The 22,879-nt window shown below is 70.2% G+C and carries 20 protein-coding genes; 15 read left to right on the top strand and 5 right to left on the bottom strand.

The features are described 5' to 3' along the window. Positions 1-155: 155 nt before the first annotated feature. The 4 genes from JKJ07_RS01600 (at position 156) to JKJ07_RS01585 (ending at position 5,090) form a co-directional block, all read left to right on the top strand. Entirely contained in the window at positions 156-1,892 is a 1,737-nt protein-coding gene (locus tag JKJ07_RS01600) for a flavin-containing monooxygenase (RefSeq protein WP_202989341.1), read from the top strand. A gap of 79 nt (positions 1,893-1,971) precedes the next feature. Beyond that, positions 1,972-3,096, top strand: coding sequence for a substrate-binding domain-containing protein (locus JKJ07_RS01595; protein ID WP_202989340.1), 1,125 nt, complete (start codon positions 1,972-1,974; stop codon positions 3,094-3,096). 54 nt (positions 3,097-3,150) lie between these two features. Beyond that, a complete protein-coding gene (locus JKJ07_RS01590) occupies positions 3,151-3,903 on the top strand; it encodes an ATP-binding cassette domain-containing protein (protein ID WP_202989339.1) in 753 nt (250 codons plus the stop codon). Continuing rightward, complete coding sequence (locus JKJ07_RS01585; protein WP_202989338.1) at positions 3,900-5,090, top strand: sugar ABC transporter permease; 1,191 nt, start codon at positions 3,900-3,902, stop codon at positions 5,088-5,090. The genes JKJ07_RS01590 and JKJ07_RS01585 overlap by 4 nt, the downstream gene beginning before the upstream one ends. Before the next feature lie 152 nt (positions 5,091-5,242). Here the strand turns inward: JKJ07_RS01585 and JKJ07_RS01580 are convergent, their stop codons facing one another. Then, positions 5,243-5,836, bottom strand: a complete 594-nt coding sequence (locus JKJ07_RS01580; RefSeq protein ID WP_202989337.1) for a hypothetical protein — start codon at positions 5,834-5,836, stop codon at positions 5,243-5,245. Here JKJ07_RS01580 and JKJ07_RS01575 point away from each other — a divergent pair. The 5 genes from JKJ07_RS01575 to JKJ07_RS01555 all read left to right on the top strand — a co-directional run bounded on the left by JKJ07_RS01575 (position 5,813) and on the right by JKJ07_RS01555 (position 11,033). Beyond that, positions 5,813-7,819, top strand: a complete 2,007-nt coding sequence (locus JKJ07_RS01575) for an AMP-binding protein (protein WP_202989336.1) — start codon at positions 5,813-5,815, stop codon at positions 7,817-7,819. The genes JKJ07_RS01580 and JKJ07_RS01575 overlap by 24 nt on opposite strands. After that, positions 7,816-8,436: a TetR/AcrR family transcriptional regulator gene (locus JKJ07_RS01570; protein WP_202989335.1), complete on the top strand. Its 621-nt coding sequence runs from the start codon at positions 7,816-7,818 to the stop codon at positions 8,434-8,436. The genes JKJ07_RS01575 and JKJ07_RS01570 overlap by 4 nt, the downstream gene beginning before the upstream one ends. Beyond that, positions 8,433-9,134 (top strand): SDR family oxidoreductase, encoded by a 702-nt coding sequence (locus JKJ07_RS01565; RefSeq protein WP_202989334.1) that lies wholly within the window; start codon positions 8,433-8,435, stop codon positions 9,132-9,134. The genes JKJ07_RS01570 and JKJ07_RS01565 overlap by 4 nt, the downstream gene beginning before the upstream one ends. After that, on the top strand, positions 9,131-10,126 hold the full coding sequence (locus JKJ07_RS01560; protein ID WP_202989333.1) for a phosphotransferase family protein: 996 nt from the start codon (positions 9,131-9,133) through the stop codon (positions 10,124-10,126). The genes JKJ07_RS01565 and JKJ07_RS01560 overlap by 4 nt, the downstream gene beginning before the upstream one ends. A gap of 292 nt (positions 10,127-10,418) precedes the next feature. After that, positions 10,419-11,033, top strand: a complete 615-nt coding sequence (locus JKJ07_RS01555) for a hypothetical protein (RefSeq protein ID WP_202989332.1) — start codon at positions 10,419-10,421, stop codon at positions 11,031-11,033. On the opposite strand, the gene JKJ07_RS01550 is transcribed toward JKJ07_RS01555, so the two are convergent. Continuing rightward, entirely contained in the window at positions 11,019-12,674 is a 1,656-nt protein-coding gene (locus JKJ07_RS01550; RefSeq protein ID WP_202989331.1) for a DUF6461 domain-containing protein, read from the bottom strand. The two genes, JKJ07_RS01555 and JKJ07_RS01550, sit on opposite strands and share 15 nt — an antisense overlap. A 797-nt stretch (positions 12,675-13,471) precedes the next feature. On the opposite strand from JKJ07_RS01550, the gene JKJ07_RS01545 reads away from it, so the two are divergent. Continuing rightward, complete coding sequence (locus JKJ07_RS01545) at positions 13,472-15,904, top strand: glycoside hydrolase family 94 protein (RefSeq protein ID WP_202989330.1); 2,433 nt, start codon at positions 13,472-13,474, stop codon at positions 15,902-15,904. Positions 15,905-16,001: 97 nt separating this feature from the next. Continuing rightward, entirely contained in the window at positions 16,002-16,859 is an 858-nt protein-coding gene (locus tag JKJ07_RS01540; protein WP_202989329.1) for an alpha/beta fold hydrolase, read from the top strand. A gap of 4 nt (positions 16,860-16,863) precedes the next feature. Here the strand turns inward: JKJ07_RS01540 and JKJ07_RS01535 are convergent, their stop codons facing one another. Then, positions 16,864-17,715 (bottom strand): SDR family NAD(P)-dependent oxidoreductase, encoded by an 852-nt coding sequence (locus tag JKJ07_RS01535; RefSeq protein ID WP_202989328.1) that lies wholly within the window; start codon positions 17,713-17,715, stop codon positions 16,864-16,866. Positions 17,716-17,744: 29 nt separating this feature from the next. Here JKJ07_RS01535 and JKJ07_RS01530 point away from each other — a divergent pair, with 29 nt between their 5' ends. Further along, positions 17,745-17,942, top strand: a complete 198-nt coding sequence (locus JKJ07_RS01530) for a hypothetical protein (RefSeq protein WP_202989327.1) — start codon at positions 17,745-17,747, stop codon at positions 17,940-17,942. Positions 17,943-18,017: 75 nt separating this feature from the next. Continuing rightward, positions 18,018-18,794: a polysaccharide deacetylase family protein gene (locus tag JKJ07_RS01525; RefSeq protein WP_202989326.1), complete on the top strand. Its 777-nt coding sequence runs from the start codon at positions 18,018-18,020 to the stop codon at positions 18,792-18,794. On the opposite strand, the gene JKJ07_RS01520 is transcribed toward JKJ07_RS01525, so the two are convergent. Beyond that, positions 18,766-19,380, bottom strand: a complete 615-nt coding sequence (locus JKJ07_RS01520) for a DUF998 domain-containing protein (protein ID WP_202989325.1) — start codon at positions 19,378-19,380, stop codon at positions 18,766-18,768. The genes JKJ07_RS01525 and JKJ07_RS01520 overlap by 29 nt on opposite strands. A 131-nt stretch (positions 19,381-19,511) precedes the next feature. On the opposite strand from JKJ07_RS01520, the gene JKJ07_RS01515 reads away from it, so the two are divergent. Both JKJ07_RS01515 and JKJ07_RS51545 read left to right on the top strand, forming a co-directional pair. Next, entirely contained in the window at positions 19,512-19,835 is a 324-nt protein-coding gene (locus JKJ07_RS01515; RefSeq protein WP_202989324.1) for a YciI family protein, read from the top strand. Then, positions 19,832-21,793 (top strand): DUF6596 domain-containing protein, encoded by a 1,962-nt coding sequence (locus JKJ07_RS51545; protein ID WP_202989323.1) that lies wholly within the window; start codon positions 19,832-19,834, stop codon positions 21,791-21,793. Before JKJ07_RS01515 ends, JKJ07_RS51545 begins: the two co-directional genes overlap by 4 nt. Here the strand turns inward: JKJ07_RS51545 and JKJ07_RS01505 are convergent. Then, positions 21,676-22,800: a serine hydrolase domain-containing protein gene (locus tag JKJ07_RS01505; RefSeq protein ID WP_202989322.1), complete on the bottom strand. Its 1,125-nt coding sequence runs from the start codon at positions 22,798-22,800 to the stop codon at positions 21,676-21,678. The two genes, JKJ07_RS51545 and JKJ07_RS01505, sit on opposite strands and share 118 nt — an antisense overlap. Positions 22,801-22,879 lie beyond the last annotated feature (79 nt).

The following is a 22,879-nucleotide window of genomic DNA, read 5'->3' as shown; positions in this document are numbered from 1 at the left end:
CGGTTGTGTCGATCTCGTTGCGAAAAAGTTTCCGGGAGTGTTGCTTATCACGTTCATGGAGGTCCACACTCCTACCTACCGAGCGATCGCTCGGGCCGTACCACTCTGATACGGACGGGAAGGGCGCGTCAATGGCGACGGAGACACATCAAGCCATGACAACCGAAGTCACGGCGGAGGCCACGTTCGCCGCCTGGCTCGACCGATTCACCGCGGCGCTCGAGGTCGCCGATGCCGCGGGCACGGCCGCACTGCTCGCCGCGGACTGCTGGTGGCGCGACCTGCTCGCGCTGACGTGGGACCTGGGCACGTACCGGGGCCGCGAGGACGTGGCGGCGATGCTGACCGAGCACCTCACCCCCGGCTCCTTGACGAACATCGCGCTGGTCACCGAGTTCGGCCCCCGCTTCCAGGGCGACACCGTCGAGGGCTTCCTGACGTTCGAGACCCCGCTCGGGTTCGGCCGGGCCGCCGTACGGCTGCGGTCTGAGAATGACGAATGGGTCGCCTGGACCCTGATGACCGAGCTCGACGATCTGCGCGGCCACGAGCGCCGGATCGGCCCGCACCGGTCGAAAGGGCCAAGACACGAGCCCTCCCGTACGAGGAACTGGCGCGACGACCGCGAGGAGCACGTCCGCTACGAGGGCACCGACCCCGACGTGGTCGTCATCGGCGCCGGTCAAGGTGGGCTCGCCGTCGCCGCCAACCTGGGGCTGATGGGCGTGGACACGCTGATCCTGGAGAAGAGCGAGCGGGTCGGCGACGGCTGGCGCAAGCGCTACCACTCGCTGGTGCTGCACGACCCGGTTTGGGCCGACGCGCTGCCGTACCTGCCGTATCCGGAGTCGTGGCCGGTCTACTGTCCCAAAGACAAGATCGCCGACTGGTTCGAGTCGTACGCCGCGGCCATGGAGCTCAACGTCTGGACCTCTTCCGAGCTGACCTCCAACGAGTTCGACGAGACGACCGGCCGCTGGACGCTGCGGGTGAGCCTGCCCGGCGGCGAGCGGGTGCTGCACCCGCGCGACGTCATCCTGGCCACCGGCGCCGCGGGCGAGCCCAACGTCCCCGACGTGCCGGGCCGCGACGACTATCAGGGCACCAGCTATCACTCCAGCCGGCACTCCGCGGGCGGCCGCTGGGCGGGACGTAAGGCCGTCGTGGTCGGCGCGTGCAACAGCGGCCACGACATCGCGCAGGACCTGTACGAGGCGGGCGCCGACGTCACTCTCGTCCAGCGCTCATCGACGCACATCATCAGCCAGGAACACGGCATCCCGGCCATCTTCGGCAGCAACTTCGTCGAGGGCGGCCCGCCCACCAAGTACGCCGACCTGCTCGCGGCCGGCACCCCGTGGCCGCTCGTGCTCGAGATGGCCAAGGAGGGCGTCAAGGACACCGCCCGCAAGGACGCCGACCTGCTGGCCCGGCTCGACGCGGCCGGCTTCCAGCGCAACGACGGGCCCGACGGCACCGGGCTGATGGGCTACGCGCTCGCGTACGGGGGTGGCTACTACATCGACGTGGGCGCGTCGGGGCTGATCGCCGACGGGAAGATCAAGATCGCCCAGGGTTCCGGGCTGGCCGGGTTCACGCCCGACGGCATCCGGCTGGAGGACGGCCGCACCCTGGAGGCCGACCTCGTCGTGCTCGCGACCGGTTACCGGAACATGCGCGAGACGGCCCGCCGGCTCTTCGGTGACGGCGTCGCCGACCGGCTCCCGCTGGTCCTCGGCATCGGTGAGGACGGCGAGATCGGCGGACTCTACCGGCGTACGGGTCACCCCGCGTTCTGGTACATGGGCGGCCCGCTCGCCTGGGTCCGCATCTACTCCAAGCACCTCGCACTCCAGATCACCGCGAAGCACGCGGGGATCCAGCCGGAGTAACCGCCTTTTCGCGCACCCGCCGCGGTCTTTGTCAGGCCGCGGCGTGATCCCCCATGCCCTCGCACCGAGGAGTCAGCTCATGAAACGCACCTTTGGAGCCATAGCCTGCGCCAGCCTTCTTCTCGTCTCGGCCTGCGGTAACGGAGATTCGGACCCGTCCGGCACCGCCTCCGGCGACGGGCCGAAGCTCGTCTACTTCATGGCCCCCAACACCACCCCCACCCGCTACATCCAGCAGGACGGCCCGGCGTTCGAGAAGGCCATCAAGGCCCTGGACCCGAGCGTCGAGGTCAAGTTCGTCAACGCCGGCGGCGACTCCAACCAGCAGCTCGCGCAGGCCAACGCGGCGATCGCGGCCGGGGCCAAGGCGCTGGTCGTGGTGGCGGCGGACCCCAACACCAGCGCCGGTCTGCTGCAGCAGGCGGAGATGGCCAACGTGCCGGTCATCGGCTACGAGAACCCGCCGGTCAAGGGCAAGCTGTACGCCCAGGTCATCTTCGACCCCGAGAAGGTCGGCGAGCAGCAGGCCACCTACTTCGCTTCACAAGTGGCCGGCGGCAAGCTGGGCGCCAAGCCGGTCAAGGTGGCCCGCCAGTACGGCAACAAGGGCGACGTCTATACGACCCAGATGCTGGCCGGGCAGAACAAGGTGATCGAACCGCTCATCCAGAGCGGCGACATCCAGGTCGTCTGCGAGGACTACATCAAGGACTGGGCGCCCGACAACGCGACCAAGGCCACCGAGCAGTGCCTGACCAAGACGCAGAACGGGGTCGGCGCGTTCTTCGGGTTCTACGACGGCATCACGGCCGGCATCATCGCGGCCCTCAAGGACAAAAACCTCAAGACGCCCGTGTACGGGGGTCAGAACCCCGAGCTGACCGGCCTGCAATACATGCTCACCGGCGACCAGCAGGACAACGTGCTCAAGGCGTTCTCGGTCGAGGCGGACGGGGCGGCCAAGATCGCGCTGGCCGCGGTCAAGGGCGAACAGCCCCCGGCCGACCTGGTCAAGGACACGATCGACAACGGCGCGATGCAGGTGCCCACGGCCAAGCTCGAATCCACGCTGATCCACCTCGAGGACGGCAAGGACCCCGGCGACGCCGTGCAGAAGGCGGTCGACCTCGGCATCTTCACCTGGGCGCAGATCTGCGTGGGCCCGGCCGAGGGCACCGAGACCTGCAAGACCCGCAACAAGTAGCCGCTTTCATCAGGGTGGCCGGCCCGCGTCGGCCACCCGTGCGGGGAGGACACCATGAGTCTGCTCGAGCTCACCAATATCTCGAAACACTTCGGCGGCGTACGGGCTCTGCACGACATCGACATGACCGTGGACCAGGGTGAAGTGGTCGCGCTGATCGGCGACAACGGGGCCGGCAAGTCGACCCTCGTCAAGATCGTGTCCGGGGTGGAGTCGCCGGACAGCGGGGAGATCCGGGTCCGCGGCGAGAGCGCCCGCCTGGTCTCACCCCGCGCGGCGGCCGAGGCGGGGATCCGTACGGTGTTTCAGGATCTGTCCCTGTGCGACAACCTGGACGCCGTTCAAAATCTGTTCCTCGGCCAGGAGCGGTCCGGCTCGGTGCTGACCGGCCGCCGCATCCGCCGGCACGTCATGGAGGAGCAGGCGCAGCGGATCCTCGAGTCGCTGTCGGTCAAGCTGCGCTCGCTGCACACGCCGGTCGTCGCGCTCTCGGGCGGCCAGCGGCAGGGCATCGCGATCTGCCGCGCCCTGATCAGCGACCCGGCCGTGGTGATCCTCGACGAGCCGACCGCGGCCCTCGGCGTCTCCCAGCGCGGTGAGGTGCTCGACCTGATCGGCCGGCTGCGCGAGCAGGGCCGCGGCGTGGTCGTCATCTCGCACGACATGAAGGACGTCCGGCACATCGCCGACCGCGTGGTGGTGCTGCGCCTGGGCACCAAGGTGGCCGAGTTCCGCCGCGGCGAATACACACCGTCCGACCTGGTCAGCGCGATGACCGGCGCACACGAGGAAGGCGGGGACCTGTGAGCGTCGCGACCGAGACTGCCGCCCGTACGCCCGCGAGCCGGGTCATCGAATTGGCCGGCCGGGGCCACCGCAGCATTCCCGTGCTGGTAGTGCTGGCCATCATCTGGGCGGTGTTCTACAGCCAGAGCTCGGCCTACCTGAGCTTCCGCAACATCACGAACCTGACCCTGCAGATCGCCACCACCGCGATCCTGGCCCTGGGCGTCGTCTTCGTCCTGCTGGTCGGCGAGATCGACCTCTCCTCGGCCGTACTCTCCGGCGTCTGCGCGGCGATCGCGGCCGGCCTGGCCGTCAACAGCGGCCTGCCCCTGCCCGTGGCCATCGCGGTGGCGATCGCCTCCGGCATGGCCATCACGCTCATAGAAGCGCTGGTCATCACGTTCGGCGTACCGTCATTGATCGTCACCCTGGGCGGCATGGTCATCCTGCAAGGCCTGATCCTCGTGGTGCTGCCGCCCGAGTTCACCGTCAGCGTGGCCGGCACGTCCTTCGCCAAAATCGCCAGCACGGCCGTCCCCGCCGGCACCAGCTATGTGCTGGCCGCCCTGGGCACCCTGGCGTTCGCTCTCTACAAGGCCTACCAATACCGCGAACGCCTCTCCACCGGCGCCCGCACGTCCCCCGTCTCGGTGGTCGTCCCCGCCGCCCTGGTCGCCGCAGTCCTCTTCGGCGGCGTCTACATCCTCACCCGCCAACGCGGCCTGCCCATGCCCGTACTGATCGTCGCCGTCATGCTGCTGATCGCCTGGTATTTCACCACCCAAACCCGCTACGGCATCCACCTGTACGCAGTAGGCGGCGACCGCGAGGCAGCCCAGCGCGCCGGCATTCCCGTACGCCGAATGGTCGTCTACTCATTCCTGATTCTGGGCGCCTGCGCAGCTGTCGCCGGAATGGTCGACGCCTCCCGCCAGTTGGGCGTCTCCGTTACGTCGGGCGCCGGCCCTCTGATGCTCAACGCGATCGCCGCCGCGGTAGTAGGCGGCACCAGCCTCTTCGGCGGCCGCGGCTCCATCTGGTCAGCCATCCTGGGCGCCCTGGTAATCGGCTCAATCAGCAACGGCGTCCAACTACTAGGCCTAACCACAGAAGTCCAATACTTCGCCACCGGCTCGGTCCTCATCATCGCCGTAGCAGTAGACGTAGTCCTGACCCGCGGCTCCCTCTGGCCGGGCCGCCGCTCATGACCCCCCAACCGACCCCCGCCGACCCCCACTCCACACCGCCCCAACGAACGGCCGCAGACGCGCAACGTCACACCACTCCACCAACGGCCGCCAACACACAGCCCACCCCGCAACACGCCGCCGAGCCGTCCGATGATGCGCAACCCGTGCAGTCAACGCCGCCTGCGTCCAACGAGCCAACGATCGAAGATGCGCGCTTCACGCAATCCGCGCATCGTGCGTCCGGCGCGGAGTTGTCCGTTGATGTGAGCCTCGAGCAACCTGCGCAACGTGAACATGACGTGGCGTCGGCCGTTGTTGCGCAGGTCGAGCAGTCTGCGCAACCCGGCTCTGCCGGGTCGATGGCCGAAGATGTTCGAGTCGCGCAATCTGCGCAGCCTGAACCCGGTGCGGTGTTGTCCGTTGATGCGCGAGCGGGCGAGGTGGAGGCTCGCCTGGCCGAGCTGGCGCAGTTGGCGCAGCCTGGCGCTCGCGGGTCGATGGCCGAAGGTGCGCGAGTCGCGCGAACTGTGCAGCGGGCGTCCGACGTGGTGTCGGCCGTTGATGCGCGAGTTGCGCGGGTCGAGCAATCTGCGCAGCGAGAGTCTGACGCGGCGATGGCCGAAGGTGCTCGGGGCGCGCAACTTGCGCAGTGGCGGCCTGATCCGGGCGGGGTTCGGGGTGTGCGGATCGTGCAGTTTGCGCAGTGGGTGGTCGATCGTGGGCGGGCCTCGTTTGCGGACGTGACTGATTATCGCGAGCTGCATGCGTGGTCTGTGGGGTCGCCGGGCGAGTTCTGGGGGGCGGTTGCTGACTTCTTCGCCGTTGACTGGGTTGCGCCGGCGAGCGACACACTCGCGCAACGTCGGATGCCTGGGGCTGAGTGGTTTCCGGGGGGAACGCTCAACTTCGGCCATCATTTGTTGCGCGCTGGGGTCGCCGAGCAGGATGCGGTTGTCCTGGTGGGGGAGGACGGGGAGCGGAACTCGCTCACATATGCGCAACTTCGTGCGCAAGCGGCTGCGGTAGCTGGGCATCTGCGCGCGCTTGGGGTCGAGCCCGGTGATCGGGTGGCGGCCTACCTGCCGAACTGTGTCGAGGGCGTAGTGGCGTTCGTGGCGACCGCGCTCGTGGGTGCGGTGTGGGCGCAGACCGGGCTCGACTACGCGGCGCCCTCGGCGGCCGAGCGGATGGGGCAGCTGTCGCCGCGGGTGCTCATCGCGGGGACCGGTTATCGGTTCGGCGGTAAGGTCCACGACCGTCGGGCCGAGGTCCGCAAGCTGCGCGACTTGCTTCCGGGACTGCAGCACACCATCACGATCGAAACCGCGGGAGTGGCAACTGCCGACCCGGACGGCGGCGGCAGCACCGGCTCCAGCCCTCACGGCGGCCCCGGCCTTGACGGTGGCATTGATCCTGCGCCTGGCGCCGGCCAGATCCGCGGCACGGCTCCTGACGGCGGCGTCAGCCCCGAACTTAGCGTCATCCCGCACTGGGACAGCAGTCCTGAGGGTGGCGGCGGCACTGAACAACGGGCTGATGAGGGTTCTTGGGAAGAGGCGTTGGGGGCGGAGCCCGTACGGGAAGGGGTGGCTTTGGCTTTTGACCATCCGCTGTGGGTGCTCTTCACGTCGGGGACCACTGGGCGGCCCAAAGGGATTGTGCATGGGCATGGTGGGATTTTGCTGGAGCAGCTCGTGTCGCCGGGGTTGCATATGGATCTGCGGGGCGAGGACACGTTCTTTTGGTACACCACGCCTAACTGGATGATGTGGAATGCGCAAGTGTGCGGGTTGCTGCTCGGGGCGACCATCATCCTGTACGACGGGAAGCCGACTGAGGACTTGTGGCGGGTCGTTGCCGAAAACGGGGTGACGGTTTTCGGGACCAGTCCGGGGTTTCTCGAGGCGTCGCGACGGGCGCGGACAAAAGTCGATGCGGGGCGGTTGCGGCTCGTGGGGGTGACCGGGTCGGTGTTGCCGGCGTCGGCCAATGTGTGGTTTCGCGAGCAGGTGAGCGAGCGGGTGCAGTTGGGCTCGATGAGTGGCGGGACCGACATCTGCGGGATCTTCGTGGGCAGCGCGCCGAACACGCCGGTGTATGACGGGGAGATCAGTGCGGCGGCGTTGGGGGCGGCCGTCGAGGTGTGGGACGAGGACGGCAATCCGGCGGCGGACGGGCTGGCGGGGGAACTGGTGATCACCGAGCCGATGCCGTCGATGCCGTTGCGGTTTTGGGACGATCCGGGGGGCGTGAAGCTGCGGGAAAGCTACTTCGGGACGTTTTCGGGGGTGTGGCGGCACGGGGATCTGATCGAGCGGACCGAGCGGGGCACCTATGTCATTCATGGGCGGTCGGATGCCACGATCAACCGGCATGGGGTGCGGCTGGGGTCGGCCGAGATCTACGCGGCGATCGGTGACCTGCCGGGAGTGAGCGACGCCCTGGTGGTGGGGGTCGAGGAAGCGGACGGCGGGTATTGGCTGCCGCTGTTCGTGGTGGGCGTGGTCGAACCGGGGGAGGTCAAGCGGGCGATCGCGGAGCGGGCGTCGCCGCGGCATGTGCCGGATGACGTGATCGTGGTGGCGCGTTTGCCGCATACGAGGACGGGCAAACGCCTCGAAGTTCCCGTGAAACGTATCCTGCAGGGCGCCGACCCGCGGCGGGTCATCGATCGCGGTGCCGTTGACGACGCCGGCGCGCTCGACCTGGTGGTCGCCGCGGCGCGGGAACGACGGGGGGCCCGATGAGAGAGGCGGCGACCGTGCCGATGGACGACTGGCGTGCGTACGAGGAACTTGACTACTCGCGCATTCTCGAGGCCGCCCTGCAGGCCTTCTACGAGCACGGCTATCACGGCACCACAACCCGGGATCTGGCCCGTCGCAGCGGATTGTCGGTCCCGGGGGTCTACCATTACTACCCGTCCAAGCAGGACATTCTTTTCGACCTGATGAACGTCATCATCGACGAATTGCTCACCCGCAGCCGGCAGGCTCTGGCGGCGGCGTCGGCCGATCCGCGCTCGCAGTTCGACGCGCTGGTCGAGTCGCTGCTGCGATTCCACATGTATCGGCGTACGGGGGCGACGGTTTCGACTGCCGAACTGCGCAGCCTCGAACCCGAAAACCGGGAAAGGTATGTGGCCAAGCGCGACGAGCAGCAGCGGATGCTCGACCGGGTCATTCTTGACGGCGTACGGGAAGGAATTTTCTCCACGCCCTATCCGAAGGATGCCAGCCGGGCCATCGCGTCGCTCTGTGTGGGGGTCGCGTCGTGGTATCGGCCCGACGGGTCGCTGCCGGTGGAGGCGTTGCTCGAGCGGTATCAGCAGATCGCGCGTTCGATAGTCGAGACCGCGTCATGAGCGGCGTGCGGTCGGCGCTGATCACCGGCGCGTCCCGGGGCATCGGGCGGGGGATCGCGCTGGCGCTGGCCTCGCAGAGCTGGGCGTTGACCTTGGTGGCCCGCAAGCCGGCCGAGGTGGCGTCGGAGGCGCTCGAAGCCGGCGCCGCGAGCGTCGAGACCATCGCGGCCGACCTCGCCGCCCCGGGTGCCGCCGAGGAGCTGACCCTGCCTTCCCGGCTCGACGCGCTGGTGCTCTCGGCCGGCGTGGGGTCGGCCGCCCCGATCGACGGCTATCCGATGGCCCGTTTCGACAAGCAGTTCGCGCTCAACACCCGTACGCCGTTCGTGCTGGTCAGCCGGGCCCTGCCGCTGCTGCGGGCCGACGGTGGCGGCCGGGTCATCGCCCTGGCCTCGATCGGCGGGGTCTACGCCGAGCCCAACCTTTCCGCGTACGGGGCGAGCAAGGCGGCACTGCTTGCCCTCGTGCGCGGGCTCAACGCCGAGGAATCCGGCCACGGCGTCACGGCGACGGCGATCGCCCCCGGCTACGTCGACACCGACATGAGCGCCTGGATCCACGACACTGTGCCGCCCGACCAGATGATCCCGGTCGCCGACGTCGTCGCCACGGTCACCATGCTGCTCGACCTCTCCCCGCGCACCGTGATCAACGAGATCGTCCTGAGCCGGGCCGGCACCAGGGGGTACGAGGCATGACGCTGGACGTGGCGGGCGTGCGGGCCTTCCTGACCGAGCAGGACGTGCCCGTGGCCGGCCCGCTCACGAGCGAGCTGGTCAGCGGCGGCCGATCCAACCTCACGTACGCGGTCACCGACGGCACCCACCGCTGGATCGTCCGGCGCCCGCCGCTGACCGGCCTCACCCCCTCGGCCCACGACGTCGCCCGCGAATGGCGGGTCATGCAGGCCCTCCAATACAGCGCCGTGCCCGTGGCCCCCGCCGTCGCCCTGTGCGAGGACCCGTCCTACATCGGCGCCCCGTTCGCCGTGTCGGCCTTCATCACCGGGCTGGTCGTGCGCACCCGGGCCCAGCTCGACACGTACAGCGCGCGCGAGCTCGAGGCGTGCGTGACGGAACTCGTACGGGTGCTGGCCGATCTGCACTCGCTCGACGTCGAGGAGGTCGGGCTGAGCGGGCTCGGCCGCCCCGGCGGCTTCCTCGAGCGGCAGGTCCGGCTGTGGTGGCGCCAGTGGAGCGAGGTCAAAAGCCAGGACCTGCCGGACGCGACCCGCCTGCACTCCCGGCTGGTCGCGGCGCTGCCTGCGGGGTCGGCGCACATCGGTGTGGTGCACGGCGACTTCCGCATCGACAACACGCTGCTCGACACGGCCGACGTCAGCAAGGTGCTGGCCGTGGTCGACTGGGAGCTGGCCACGGTCGGCGACGTGCTGACCGACATCGCGCTGATGTGCGTCTATCGCCAGCCCGAGCTCGACCCGATCCTTGGCCTCGACGCCGCCTGGGCCAGCCCCCGCCTGCCCACGGCCGACACGATCGCCCAGGCCTACGCCACGCGGCGCAGGGTCGGCCTGGACCACTGGCCGTTCTATCTGGCCCTGGCCAACTTCAAGCTGGCCGTGATCGCCCAGGGCATCAGCTACCGCGCCGCCGACCCGGCCTCGGCCCGCGCCGAAGAAGCGGTCCCGGCCCTGCTGGCGGCGGGTCTGCGCGCCCTCGGCCCGGGTTAAGGCCTGTTTTATGACTGGGACGGGGCTGCGGCAGGGCCCAGATCCCGCCTGGCGGCGTCCCGCGAAAACCCGGTTCCAACCCCGGGAGCCGGGCTTCCACGGGCCACCACCAGACGAAATCTGGACCCGGCCTCGCTGCCGCCCCAGTCATAAAACAGGCCTTAGCCGGAACGGGTCGCCGAACGTCCTAGCTCGCCCCCTCGGAACGGACATTTCTCCCGACTGTCGGAGGAAAGGTCCTGTCATCGCCGCCGCCGGGGTGGCAGGGTCGGCCCCGAGGAGAGGGGGCGGGATGGCCGACAACCGGCAGATCCAGCAGCAGCAGGAAGTCGTCGACGCCTGGCATGCGATGGAGCACCTGGTCGCGCATGTGGAGCGGGGCGGGTTGCCCGCTCGGGTGGCGCCGACGATCATGTGCCGGCGGGGTGAGGAGCAGCTTGGGGCGCTTCTGACGGAGACGCACGTCTACTGCGGAGCCGATGTCGAATACTCCAGCAGCATGTTCGCCGCCGGCGGGTTGTTCTTCACGGCGGCCACGCTCGCCGCGTCGGCCGCGGTCAACGCGAACAACCGGCGCAAGGCGGAGGCGGCGTCGCGTCCCCAGTGGCGGCCGTGGGGGCAGTTCCCGGCGATCCTCACGAACCAGCGGCTGCTGCTGATGACCGAGCAGTGGACCACGTACGACTTCGGGGCGCTGCTCATGATCGAGCCGAACCCGGTCAACTACTCGGTGTCGCTGCACTTCGAGGGCGCCTACCCGCTGTCGCTGCGCGGGCCGTGGGTGCCGTGGGCCACCGTGGTCATCTGCGCGACACTGTTCGGGCAGCCCTGGCCGCCCGGCTATCTGCCCGCCCAGCAGCCACCCGTGCATGTCACCGCCCAGCAGCCGGCCCTACCCCCGCGATAGCCGATAGCCCACACCGGCGTCGTACAGGCGGGTCACGTCGGCCTCGGCGATGGCGTGGCCGGTGAAGCGTTCGACCGCGACCAGACCCAACTCCGTACGCCCTCCCGGGGTGCCGAAATCCAGCCCGGCCACCTCGGGCGGCACGTCCAGACGGCCGAACGGCTCGGACGAGCTGATCACCTCGCCCGCCTCGGCGAAGGAGAGCCGGGTGAGCGCGTTGACGTTCCAGAACATGCTGGCCGCCCGGCCGCCGGTCGACACCGCCCGCAGCACCTCGGCCCGGGAGCCCTGGTAGCCGTTCTCCTCCACGACCAGCGTCGCGCCGCCGACGTCGAGGGCCATCGCCCACCCACCGCCGTAGCCGAGCTCGTCGATGGGCACCGGCCGGTCCGGTTCGGCGCCGAAGGCCCGCAGCGCTTCCGCCACGCTCACGCCGGTGGCCAGCGTGACTGTGGCGGCCACCTGAAGTCGGCTCCGCCGCACCCACCGGTACGCCCGTTCGGGCTTGGGCGGCCCACCAGGCTCGCTGCGCAGCAGGGCCTGCGCCGGTGCGGCGGGGGCCGCCCACACCACCAGCCGGTAGCTCTCCAGGTCGGCGTCCTGCTCGTCGCGGCCGCGGGCGTGCACCCGCAGCCGATAGTCGCCCGGCCAGGGCGGGGTGGTGGACGGCCGGCGAGAGTCCGAGGGCATGAGGGTGGCCCGGCCCTCGGCGGCGTGCCAGCTCACCTCGACGATCTCCTCCCAGTTCGGCTCGACCTCGGTCGGGGCTTCGGCCAGGACGACCAGGTCGACCCGGACGCTGCCCCGCTCGACGCCGGTCCGGATCAGCGCGCCGCCGTCCACGGTGGCGACCAGGCCGTTGGCGCCGAAATCGGCCGTCTCCGGCAACTCGCGCTCGGTCAGCCCGAACCGCTGCCCGGTGACGGTGATCCGGCTGGAGCTGTGACTGGGCAGCAGGTATTCGGCGCGGATCCGGTGCAGCAGCGCCGCGGCGTACGCGGGTGGCATCGGCGTCTCGCGCAGCAGCCGGGCCGCCGCGCCGATGCCGAGGCCGATGGCGGCCGCGACCCGGTCGATCACCACCGGCGGGCCGACCTGGTGCACCACCGAGCCGGCCACCGCCACGGCCAGGCCCAGGTGAGCGGCGCCGTGCGCGGCGGCCATCGCCGGCTCGTCGGTCACCTCGGGCGGGGGCGCCAGCATCGCCGCCACGTCCGGTTGCGCGGCGAACTCCCGGACCCGAGCGAACACGACGCCGGGCACGCCGGGTCGCAGCCGGTCGAGCAGACCGGTGGCCGCCTGCGTCTCACCCTGCCCGACGATCTGCCCGACGAACGCATATTGGGTGGCGGGCGGCTCGGGCAGGCCGGCGAGCATGTCGGGCCACCCGCTCCAGTCGTAGGCGCCGACGGTCAGCTCGAGCGCGCCCAGCAGCCGCTCGACCGGCAACTGACCGAGCGCGCGCAACTCGGACGCCGGCTCGTCGGCCGCCCGCTGCTGCTCCCGATTCCACACTGGCCCGTGCGGATCGGCCTCCCTCGGCGCGCCGAGACGTCCCAGGAACCGGGCCGGGGCGGCCGGCGTCCGCGCGGCGAATAACAGTGCGGCCGCCTTCAGCTCGGCCGGCGTATCGGTCGTCATCGCTCAACGCTATCGCCGCGGTTCTCGCTCTCACCGCCGTGGAGGCGCGCGGGTCTCGCTCTCACCGCCGTGGAGGCGCGCGGGTCTCGCTCTCACCGCCGTGGAGGCGCGCGGGTCCCGCTCTCACCGCCGTGGAGGCGCGCGGTTCTCGCTCTCACCGCCGTGGACGCGCGTAGGTCTCGCTCTCACCGCCGTGGACGCGCGTGGGTCTCGCTCGTGCTGCCGAGTTACCGCTCGTCTTGGGCGGCGCAAGCCTCGTGGATCGCGCAAACTTGGTCTCGCTACGGCCACGGATGGCGCGTTGCAGCGCCAGGCGACGCGGTGATCGGCCTACGCGATGTGCTGTCGGCCCGGGCACGAAGGCCGAATCGGTCGTCCTCGACGATTCTGCGGTCGCCGCGGGTGCCTCGCTGGTCGACGCGGCGACGCTTCCGCTGATCAACCTGACCGCCGTCCGATGCCTCGCGCCGGCCGGGCTGCGGCGGGGGAGTGAGCACGATGGTTCTGGAGTCGGCCGCCGCTCCGCGCAACCCGTGTCGTCGTGCGGGACGTGTTTGTCGACGGCGCGTGGCTGACGGAACTGTCCGCATTGGCCGCTGCGGGCCGCCTCACCCTGCGTACGGGAAAGGTCGTTGCCTGAGGCGCACCGGTGGCTGGTGGAGGGCGGGGGCTCGTGCCTGTGCCTAGCGCCAGGCCCGAGGCAGGCCTATCCAAGTGAACGGCGTCACACATAGCATGGCAGGTGAATCGCTCATGGGAGCGCTCCCACATGCGAGCAAAGCATCGAGGAGGATCTGTTGCGCTACGGACACTTCGACGACGAGCGGCGTGAATACGTGATCGATCGGCCGGACACGCCGCTGCCCTGGATCAACTATCTGGGCACCGAGGCGTACTTCGGGATCGTCTCCAACACGGCGGGCGGCTACTCGTTCTACCGCGACGCGAAACTGCGCCGGCTCACCCGCTACCGCTACAACAACGCGCCGTTCGACCTCGGTGGGCGCTACCTGTACGTGCGCGACAACGCCACCGGCGACTACTGGTCACCGTCCTGGCAGCCCACCCGCACCGAGCTTGACGACTACGAGTGCCGCCACGGCCTGTCGTACACGCGCATCGCCTCGAAGAGGAACGGTGTGAAAGCCGAGACCCTCTATTACGTGCCGCTCGGCGAAACGCTCGAGGTGTGGCGCGTACGGGTCACCAACGAGCGCGACACCGCGGCCGACCTCTCGCTGTTCTCGTCGGTCGAGTTCTGCCTGTGGGACGCGCAGGACGACGCGACGAACTTCCAGCGCAACTTCTCCACCGGCCAGGTCGAGGTCGTCGACGGGGTGATCTATCACAAGACCGAATACCGCGAGCGGCGCGACCACTTCGCCTACTTCGCCTGCTCGGAGCCCCTGGCCGGATTCGACACGCAGCGCGAGGCGTTCCTCGGCGCCTACCGCGGCTGGGACCGGCCGGAAGTCGTCGAGCGCGGCGAAACCAAGGATTCCGTCGCGCTCGGCTGGCAACCGATCGGGAGTCACCACGTACGGCTGGGCCTGGCTCCTGGCGAGACGCGTGAGATCAACTTCGTGCTCGGGTACGCCGAGAACCCGCGCGACGACAAGTTCGACCCGCCCGGCTCGCAGACCCTCAACAAGCGGCACGTACGCCCGGTGATCGAACGCTGGCTACGCCCCGAAACGGTCGCCGAGGGCTTCGACACGCTGCGTACGGGGTGGGACGAGCTGCTCGGCGGGCTGCATGTGACGACGCCGGACCCGGATACCGACCGGATGGTCAACGTCTGGAACGCGTACCAGAACATGATGACCTTCAACCTGAGCCGCTCGACGTCGTTCTTCGAGTCGGGGATCGGGCGGGGCATGGGGTTTCGCGACTCCAACCAGGATCTGGTCGGCTTCGTCCACATGGTGCCGGAGCGGGCGCGCGAACGGATCCTCGACATCGCGGCCACCCAGCTCGCCACCGGCGGGGCCTACCACCAATATCAGCCGCTGACCAAGCGCGGGAACAACGACATTGGCGACGGCTTCAACGACGACCCGCTCTGGCTGATCCTCGGCGTTTCCGCGTACGTCAAGGAGACCGGCGACGCGGCGATCCTGGACGAGCCGGTTCCGTTCGACAACGAGCCCGGCAGCGAGGCGCCGCTCTACGAGCACCTGCAGCGGTCGCTGCGCTACACCCAGGAGCGGCTCGGCTCGCACGGCCTGCCGCTGATCGGGCGGGCCGACTGGAACGACTGCCTCAACCTCAACTGCTTCTCCGACACCCCGGGCGAGCCGTTCCAGACGACCGAGAACGTCACCGGCGGCACGGCCGAGTCGGTCTTCATCGCGGGGCAGTTCGTGCTGGCCGCCAAGGAGCTGGCCGGGCTGGCCGGGTTGCGCGGGCTCGGCGCGGAATCGGCCGAATACCTGGCCGCGGCCGAGAAGATGACCGGCGTCATCGTCGAGCACGGCTGGGACGGCGCCTGGTTCCGGCGGGCGTACGACTTCTACGGCAACCCGATCGGCTCCGGCGAGAACGACGAGGGGCAGATCTTCATCGAGCCGCAGGGCATGTGCGTGCTGGGCGGGGTCGGCCTCGAGGACGGGCTGGCCGCGCAGGCGCTCGACAGCGTGGCCGAGCGGCTGGCCACCCCGCACGGCATCGTGCTGCAGCAGCCGGCGTACACGAGCTACCGCATCGAGCTGGGCGAGATCTCGTCGTATCCGCCCGGCTACAAGGAGAATGCCGGGATCTTCTGCCACACCAACCCGTGGATCATGATCGCCGAGGCGATGGCGGGCAACGGTGACCGCGCGTTCGACTACTACCGGCGGATCAACCCGTCGGCCCGCGAGGCGATCAGCGAGGTGCACCGCTGCGAGCCGTACGTCTACGCGCAGATGATCGCGGGCAGGGACGCGCCCACGCACGGCGAGGCCAAGAACTCGTGGCTGACCGGCACGGCGGCGTGGAACTACGTGGCGATCACCCAGTGGATCCTCGGCCTCCGCCCCGAGCTCGACGGGCTGCGGATCGATCCGGTGCTGCCGTCGGACTGGCCGGGGTTCACGGCGACCCGCGTGTTCCGGGGTGCGACCTACGAGATTTCCGTACGCCGGGGTCCGGTCCCCACTGTCGTCGTGGACGGCGAGCGGATCGACGGCACGGTCGTGTCACCCGGGCCGGCCGGGGCGACGGTCCGCGTGGAGGTCGTCGTGAGCTAGCTAACCGCTAAAAAGCCTTTAACCGGTTGCCCTCGCGAGGGGGCAACCGGTAACTTCGGTTTCACCGGTTACGGCGACTACCGAAGGGATTCCCGCCATGTCAACGCGCTTCCACACCACGAAGGTCAACGGGCTCGACATCTTCTATCGCGAGGACGGACCGGCCGACGGCCCGACCGTGCTGCTGCTGCACGGCTTCCCGACGTCGTCGGCGCAGTTCCGCACGCTGATCCCGCTGCTGGCGGACAAGTACCACGTGATCGCGCCCGACTACCCGGGCTACGGCCACTCGGCCACCCCGGACCGCTCGGAGTTCGACTACACGTTCGCCAACTACGCCGACCTGATGCAGGGCCTGCTCGACCAGCTCGGCATCGAGCAGTACGCGATGTACGTCTTCGACTATGGCGCCCCGACCGGCTACCGGCTCGCGCTCAAGGCCCCCGACAAGGTCACCGCGCTGATCGTGCAGAACGGCAACGCGTACGAGGAAGGTCTGAAGGAGTTCTGGGACCCGATCAAGGCGTACTGGGCCGAGGACACCGCCGAGCGTCGCGCCGCCCTGCGCCCGATCCTGTCCGACGAGACCACCAAGTTCCAATACACCGACGGCGTACGGGATCTGACGCATCTCGACCCCGACGCCTGGCTGCACGACATCACGCAGCTCAACCGCCCCGGCAACGACGAGATCCAGCTCGACCTGTTCAAGGACTACGGCACCAACGTCACGCTGTACCCGCAGTTCCAGGACTTCTTCCGTACGCACCAGCCGCCGACCCTGATCGTGTGGGGCCAGAACGACTACATCTTCCCGGCCGACGGCGCCCACCCGTACCTGAACGACCTGCCCAAGGCCGAGCTGCACCTGCTCGACACCGGCCACTTCCTGCTCGAGGACCAGCTCGACGTGGCCGGCCCGCTGATCCGCGACTTCCTCGACCGCAGCCTCTGAGTTCCTACCCGGCACCCGTTCCGCCGCTCGCGGCCAGCGCGGTGCCGGTCAGGTAGGTCAGCTCGGGGGAGGCGGCGCTGACGGCGAAGGCCGCGATCTCCTCCGGGGTGGCCATGCGGCGCAGCCCCGGCACGTTGGACCGGCCCCACTGGGCCGCGCCGACCCGCCAGGCCGCGTCGGGCACGCTCGTCAGGCCGGCACTGCCCCGCACGAGGGCGGTGTCGGTCGTGCCGGGCAGAATCGCGGTGACCCTGATCCCCTTGTCGCCATAGTCCAAGGCCGCCGCCCGTACGAGTCCCACCAGCGCCGATTTGCTGGCGGTGTAGACGCTGCGCTTCGCCGAGGTCGTGTTGGCCACTGTGGACGAGGTGACCAGGATCGTCCCGCCGCCGGCAGTGAGCATGTGCGGGATCTGATATTTCATCGCGTAGAAGACGCCGCGCACGTTGGTGTCGAGCACGTCGCCGAACTCGGCCGCCGTGAACTCGTGCAGCGGCTTCTCGATGGTGATGCCGGCGTTGTTGAGCGCGACGTCGACCCGGCCGAACCGGTCGGCCGCGGCGTTCACGAACTGGCGGACCTGCCCCTCGTCGCGGACGTCGGCCCGCACGAACAGGGCCTGCCCGCCGGTGCCGCGGATCTCGTCCTCCAGGCCACGCCCGAGCTCGGCGCGGCGCCCGCAGAACGCGAGCGCGGCGCCCTCCCGCGCGAAGGCCAGCGCCGAGGCCCGGCCGATGCCCGAGGTCGCGCCGGTGATCAGCACGACCTTGCCGGCGAACCGGCGATTGCCGTCGAGGACGGTCGGCGCCGGGGCGGAGGAGGCCGACATGATGCCCGCCCCGGCGACCGCGCCCACGGTCAGCCTCGTTCCAGCCGATCCGGGACTTGATCCGCCTTCAGCCCGACGGCGAGGTCGCCGCCGTGACCGCGTGGGCGACCGTGCACGGCATCGCCCTGTTGCTCATCGACGGCTCGCTCGACTCACCCCACCGCGACGTGCGCGGGCTCGAGCTGGCCAAGGTCTCGGTCCGCTGGTTCGCGCGGCGGACTCTCCTACTTCCGGCCGAGGAAGCCCCCGGCTGAAATAAGTCCGGTGGCCGAGGCGCGTCTCTCCCATGATCAACCAGGCTGTCGAGCCGGAACAGTCATGGGGGAACGATGCTTACTCGACGGGCAATGCTGCGGGGGACGCTCCTCGCCGCGGGCGGGGCGGCCACGGCTTTTGCCGGGTCCGGCCACGTGAAGCGCTGGCTCGGCTGGGACCGGCCGCCGCTGTGTGGCGGATACGCGTCGGCCGCCGACGACCTCGGGGCCGTGGCCAGCGGCGGGGTGCAGATCCACTACTTCCGGCCGACCACCGAGAAGCTGGTCGCGCTGACCTTCGACGACGGGCCGCTGCCGGATTACACCCCGCAGTTTCTCGACGTGCTCGACCGCCACCAGGTGCCGGCCACGTTCTTCCTCGTCGGCCGGCATCTGGAGGAGCACGCCGGGCTGCTGCGCGACCGGCTCGACCAGCACGAGGTCGGCAACCACTCCTGGTCGCACGACGACCTGGCCACGCTCGACCTGGGCCGGGCCCGGCGCGAGCTGGAGCGTACGCACGAGGCCATCAAGCGGCACACCGGCCGGGAGACAAGGCTCATGCGACCCCCGTACGGGCATCTCGGCGGCTCGACCGTGCTCGCGGCCGACGCGCTGGGCTACGACATCGCGCTGTGGTCGCACCAGATGCGCGAGCGCAAGTTCGTCACCGACCCCGCCGCCCAGGCCCGCGACCTGATCGACACCGTGCGCCCGGGCTCGATCGTGCTGGCCCACGACGCCGGGGACAAGCGCCGGCTGGTCGCGCTGAAGGCCCTCCCCGCGATGATCGAGGGCCTGCGCGACCAGGGCTTCCGGTTCGTCACCGTGTCCGAGCTGCTGAAGGCCTAGCGGCCCAGGAGACGTACAGCATGGCGGTGATCGCGCCGATCGCGAGCGTCAGCGTGCCCGCCGCGCCGCCGGACATCGCCCACAGATCCCCGGCCAGCAGCGCGGTTCCGGCGATCACCGCGGCCGCCGCCGAGCCCCGGGCCGGGGCCCGCCGCGCCAGCACGTAACAGGCGGCGATCAACGCGGCGAACGTGATCGTCCCGGCCGCCATGTGCCCGATCGCGTGCCGGCTCATCGTCGCCGGCACCTCGGGGTGATCGGCCGGGAAGCCGCCGCCCGGGTCCATCACCAGCAGCCCGGCGGCGATCATGCCGAGACCGGCGACCCGGGTCAGGCGCGGCGCCCACGTCCCGTCCAGGGCACCGGCGCCCGCCACCATGAGCAGGCCCGCCACCACGAAGTTGGTGATCTGCAGCCAGCCCAGCGAGCCGGTGCTGAGCAGGCTGAGCGGATGCCGCATGAGATCAAAACCGTCGCGGGTGGCGACCTGGGCCAGCGACACCGTCGCCCACAACGGCCCGGCGGCCATGAGCGCGGCTCGGCCGAGCGGGACGGAAGCCGTACGGGAAGCAATTGCGGATGTCATCGTCGAGCTCCTTCGTCGGTTGTTGCCCGGACGTCGGATGCGCTCATGTGACAGGTAATGCTCGAATTACCTGTCACATCGGCTCGTTCGACGTCGGTGCGAGAAGCAGTCACGACGAAACGGAGAGCACGATGCGTTACCTGATGATGCAGAAGGCCGGTGACGCCGAGCCGGACGAGAAGCTCTACGCCGACATGGCCGCGTTCGTCGAGGAGCTGACCGCCTCGGGCGTCCTGCTCGCGACCGGCGGCCTCGACCCGGTCGGCTTCAAGATGACCTCGGCGGGCGACGAGATCACCGTCACCGACGGGCCGTTCACCGAGGCCAAGGAGGCGATCGGCGGGTTCGCGCTGATCGAGGTGCGGTCGAAGGAGGAGGCGATCGAGCTCTGCCGCCGCTTCCGCCGGATCGTCGGCGACGGGGAGAGCCTGATCCACCAGGTCTACGGTCCGTGACCAACTTCCCGGCCACGGTCGGCGCAGTCTGGAAGCAGGAGTCCGCCCGGATCGTCGGCGGGCTCCTGCGGCTGGTGCACGACGTCGGCCGGGCCGAGGAGCTGGCCCAGGACGCGCTGGTGGCGGCCCTGGAGCAGTGGCCGGCGACCGGGATCCCCGACAATCCCGGCGCGTGGCTCATGACCACCGCCCGGCGCCGGGCCGTCGACGACATCAGGCGAGCCCGTACGCGGGAACGACTCGCCCCCGACCTGGCCCGGCGGCCGGAGCCGGCCGAGGACGACGTGCTCCGGCTGATGTTCACGTCGTGTCATCCCGTGCTCCCGGCCGAGGCCCGGGCCGCGCTCACCCTGCGGGTCGTGGCCGGCCTGAGCCCGGCCGAGATCGCCCGCGCCTTCCTGGTCGGCGAGCAGGTGATCACGCAGCGGATCGCCGCGGCCAAGCGCACGCTGGCCGAGTCGGGTGCCGCCTACGAGCCGTCCGGGCAGCTGTCGTCGGTGCTCGAGGTCGTCTACCTGATCTTCAACGAGGGCTACGCGGCCACCTCGGGCGCCGACCTGATCCGCGCCGACCTGTGCCTGGAGGCGCTGCGGCTGGGGCGGATGCTTGCCAAGCTCGCCCCCGCCCAGGCCGAGGTGCACGGGCTGGTGGCGCTCATGGAGATCCAGCAGTCCCGGTCGGCCGCGCGCACCGGGCCGGCCGGCGAGCCGATCCCGCTGCACGAGCAGAACCGGGGCCGCTGGGATCAGCTGCTCATCCGCCGGGGCTTCGCCGCGATGCTGCGGGCGCGCGAGGCGGGCGGCCCGGCCGGGCCCTATGTGCTGCAGGCGGCGATCGCGGTCTGCCACACGGCCGACAAGACCGATTGGGTACGCATCAGCTCGCTTTACGAGTCGCTGGAGCGGCTGCTGCCGACCCCGGTCGTCCGGCTCAACCGGGCGGTGGCGGTGGCTTTCGCGTACGGGCCTCAGGCCGGACTCGACCTGCTCGACGAGCTGCACGCCGACCCGCGGATGGCCGGCTACCACCTGCTGCCCGGCGTGCGGGGCGACCTGCTGATCCGGCTCGGTCGTGCCGCCGAGGCCCGGGGCGAGCTGGAGCGGGCGGCCACCCTGGCCCACAACACGGCCGAACGCGACTTCCTGCGGCGGCGGGCGGCGGCTCTGGATGTGCCCGAGGATCAGGGTCGCCCGCTCGGCCCGGCGGTGGCCGAGTACCTTGGCCCGCTGCGACCGGCCACCGCTCGCGCGTACGGGCAGACCCTGCACCGTGTGGTCCGGCTGGCCGGCGACCGTACGCCGGTGGCGAGCCTGACCTCCGAACGGCTGGCCGAGATTTTCGCCCTGTGCTGGCCCGAGGTGTCGCCGCGGACCTGGAACCGGCACGTGGCCGCGATCCGGTCTTTCACCACCTGGGCCGGCGAACCGTCGCTCGCCGCCGCTCTCCAGCCCCGCCCCCTGCCGGCGACCCTCGGTGCGGCGTCTCTTTCAGAACCGGTCGGTGCGGTTCCAGCGCTTCGGGAGCGGGTGCTCTGGTGTCTGCTGCGGGAGTCGGGGGCGAAAGTCGGGGCCGTGCTGGCGCTCAACGTCGAGGAGCTGAACCTGGACGACCGCAGCGCCCGCGACGCGACGATCGTCTGGCGGTCCGGCACGGCCGCGCTGCTTCCGGAGCTGATCGCCGGCCGCACCCGGGGCCCGCTCTTCCTCGCCGGCCGCCGTCCCGGTCCCGGCCGCCCACCCGCGGCGGCCGATCTGTGCCCGGAGACGGGTCGGCGGCGCCTCTCCTATGAGCGCGCCGCCTACCTGTGTAAACGCCTGACCGGGCACACCCTGCTTCAGGTTCAGCGGCAGAGCGCCGTGTCCAGCGACTGGTCCAGATGCTCGGCCGCGGACGGCTCGGCCACCATCGAGTTGACCGCGATCGACGCCGCCTTGCCCGACGGGGCGATCCCGACGTAGGTGACGTAGCCGGGCGCGATGCCGCCGTGCGTCCAGGCGAACCCGCCGCAGCTCAGCTTGAACGTGGCGATGCCCAGGCCGTACCGGGAACCGCCGACCGTGTCGAAGCCCGGCGCGTCCACGGTCTTCTTCATCTCGGCCAGCTCGGCCGGCTTCAGCAGCTTGCCGCCGAGCAGCCCGGCCAGGAACGTGTTGATGTCGCCGGGCGTGCCGACCAGCGCGCCCGCGGCCCAGCCGGCCGACGGCTCCGACTCGGTGATGTCGATCGGCTCCTGCCCGTTGACCGCCGGGAAGTAGCCGCGCGGGTGGGCGCCCCGGATCGTCGTCTCGCCCTCGGCCGGCCAGTACGTGCGGCGCAGCCCCAGCGGCTCGATGACGCGCTTGGTGATCTGCTCGCCGACCGGGCGGCCGGTGACCTTCTGCACGATTAGCCCGGCCAGGATGTAGTTGGTGTTGGCGTAGACGAACTTCTCGCCCGGCCGCGACTCCGGTGCCTTGGCGAAGGCCACCCTGAGCAGGTCGTGCGGCTCGTAATAGGTGTGCAGCGCGTTGATGAAGTCGGCGAACAGCTCCTCGTCGTAGTCCTGCAGCCCGCTCGTCTGCTGCAACAACTGCCGTACGGTGATCTGCCGCCCGTCGATGCCCCCGGCACCCCGCACGAGCCCCGGCAGGTACGTCTCGACCGGCTCGTCCAGCCGGATCTTGCCCTCGCCGACGAGTTGCAGCACGACCACGGCGGTGAACATCTTGGTGTTGCTGGCGATCCGCACCCGCGCGTCGGCCGGCATTTTCCTTCCCGTACGCAGGTCGGCCACCCCGGCCGCGTAGGTGCGCACCTTTCCGTCGGCCTGCCGCACCGACGCCGACGCCCCCGGGAACCTGCCTCCGCTGACCAGGTTGCTCAGGCTCCGCTGCACCGGATCGCCGGCCGCGGCCGCGGGACCGGCCACCGCACCCCCGGCCACGATTCCGCCCAGGGCGACGAGGGAGGTGAGAGTCTTGCGCATCGGTTTCTCCTTGTGCGGCGCTGTCGTTCAGACACCCTGAAGCCTGCCGTCCTCAGCGATGCCGATCGATCCCGCTGCC

Source organism: Paractinoplanes lichenicola (assembly GCF_016785085.1).
In the GTDB taxonomy this organism is placed as follows: domain Bacteria; phylum Actinomycetota; class Actinomycetes; order Mycobacteriales; family Micromonosporaceae; genus Actinoplanes; species Actinoplanes lichenicola.
The sequence above is the reverse complement of the archived record's forward strand: the minus strand, read 5'-3'. Positions and strand labels throughout refer to the sequence as shown.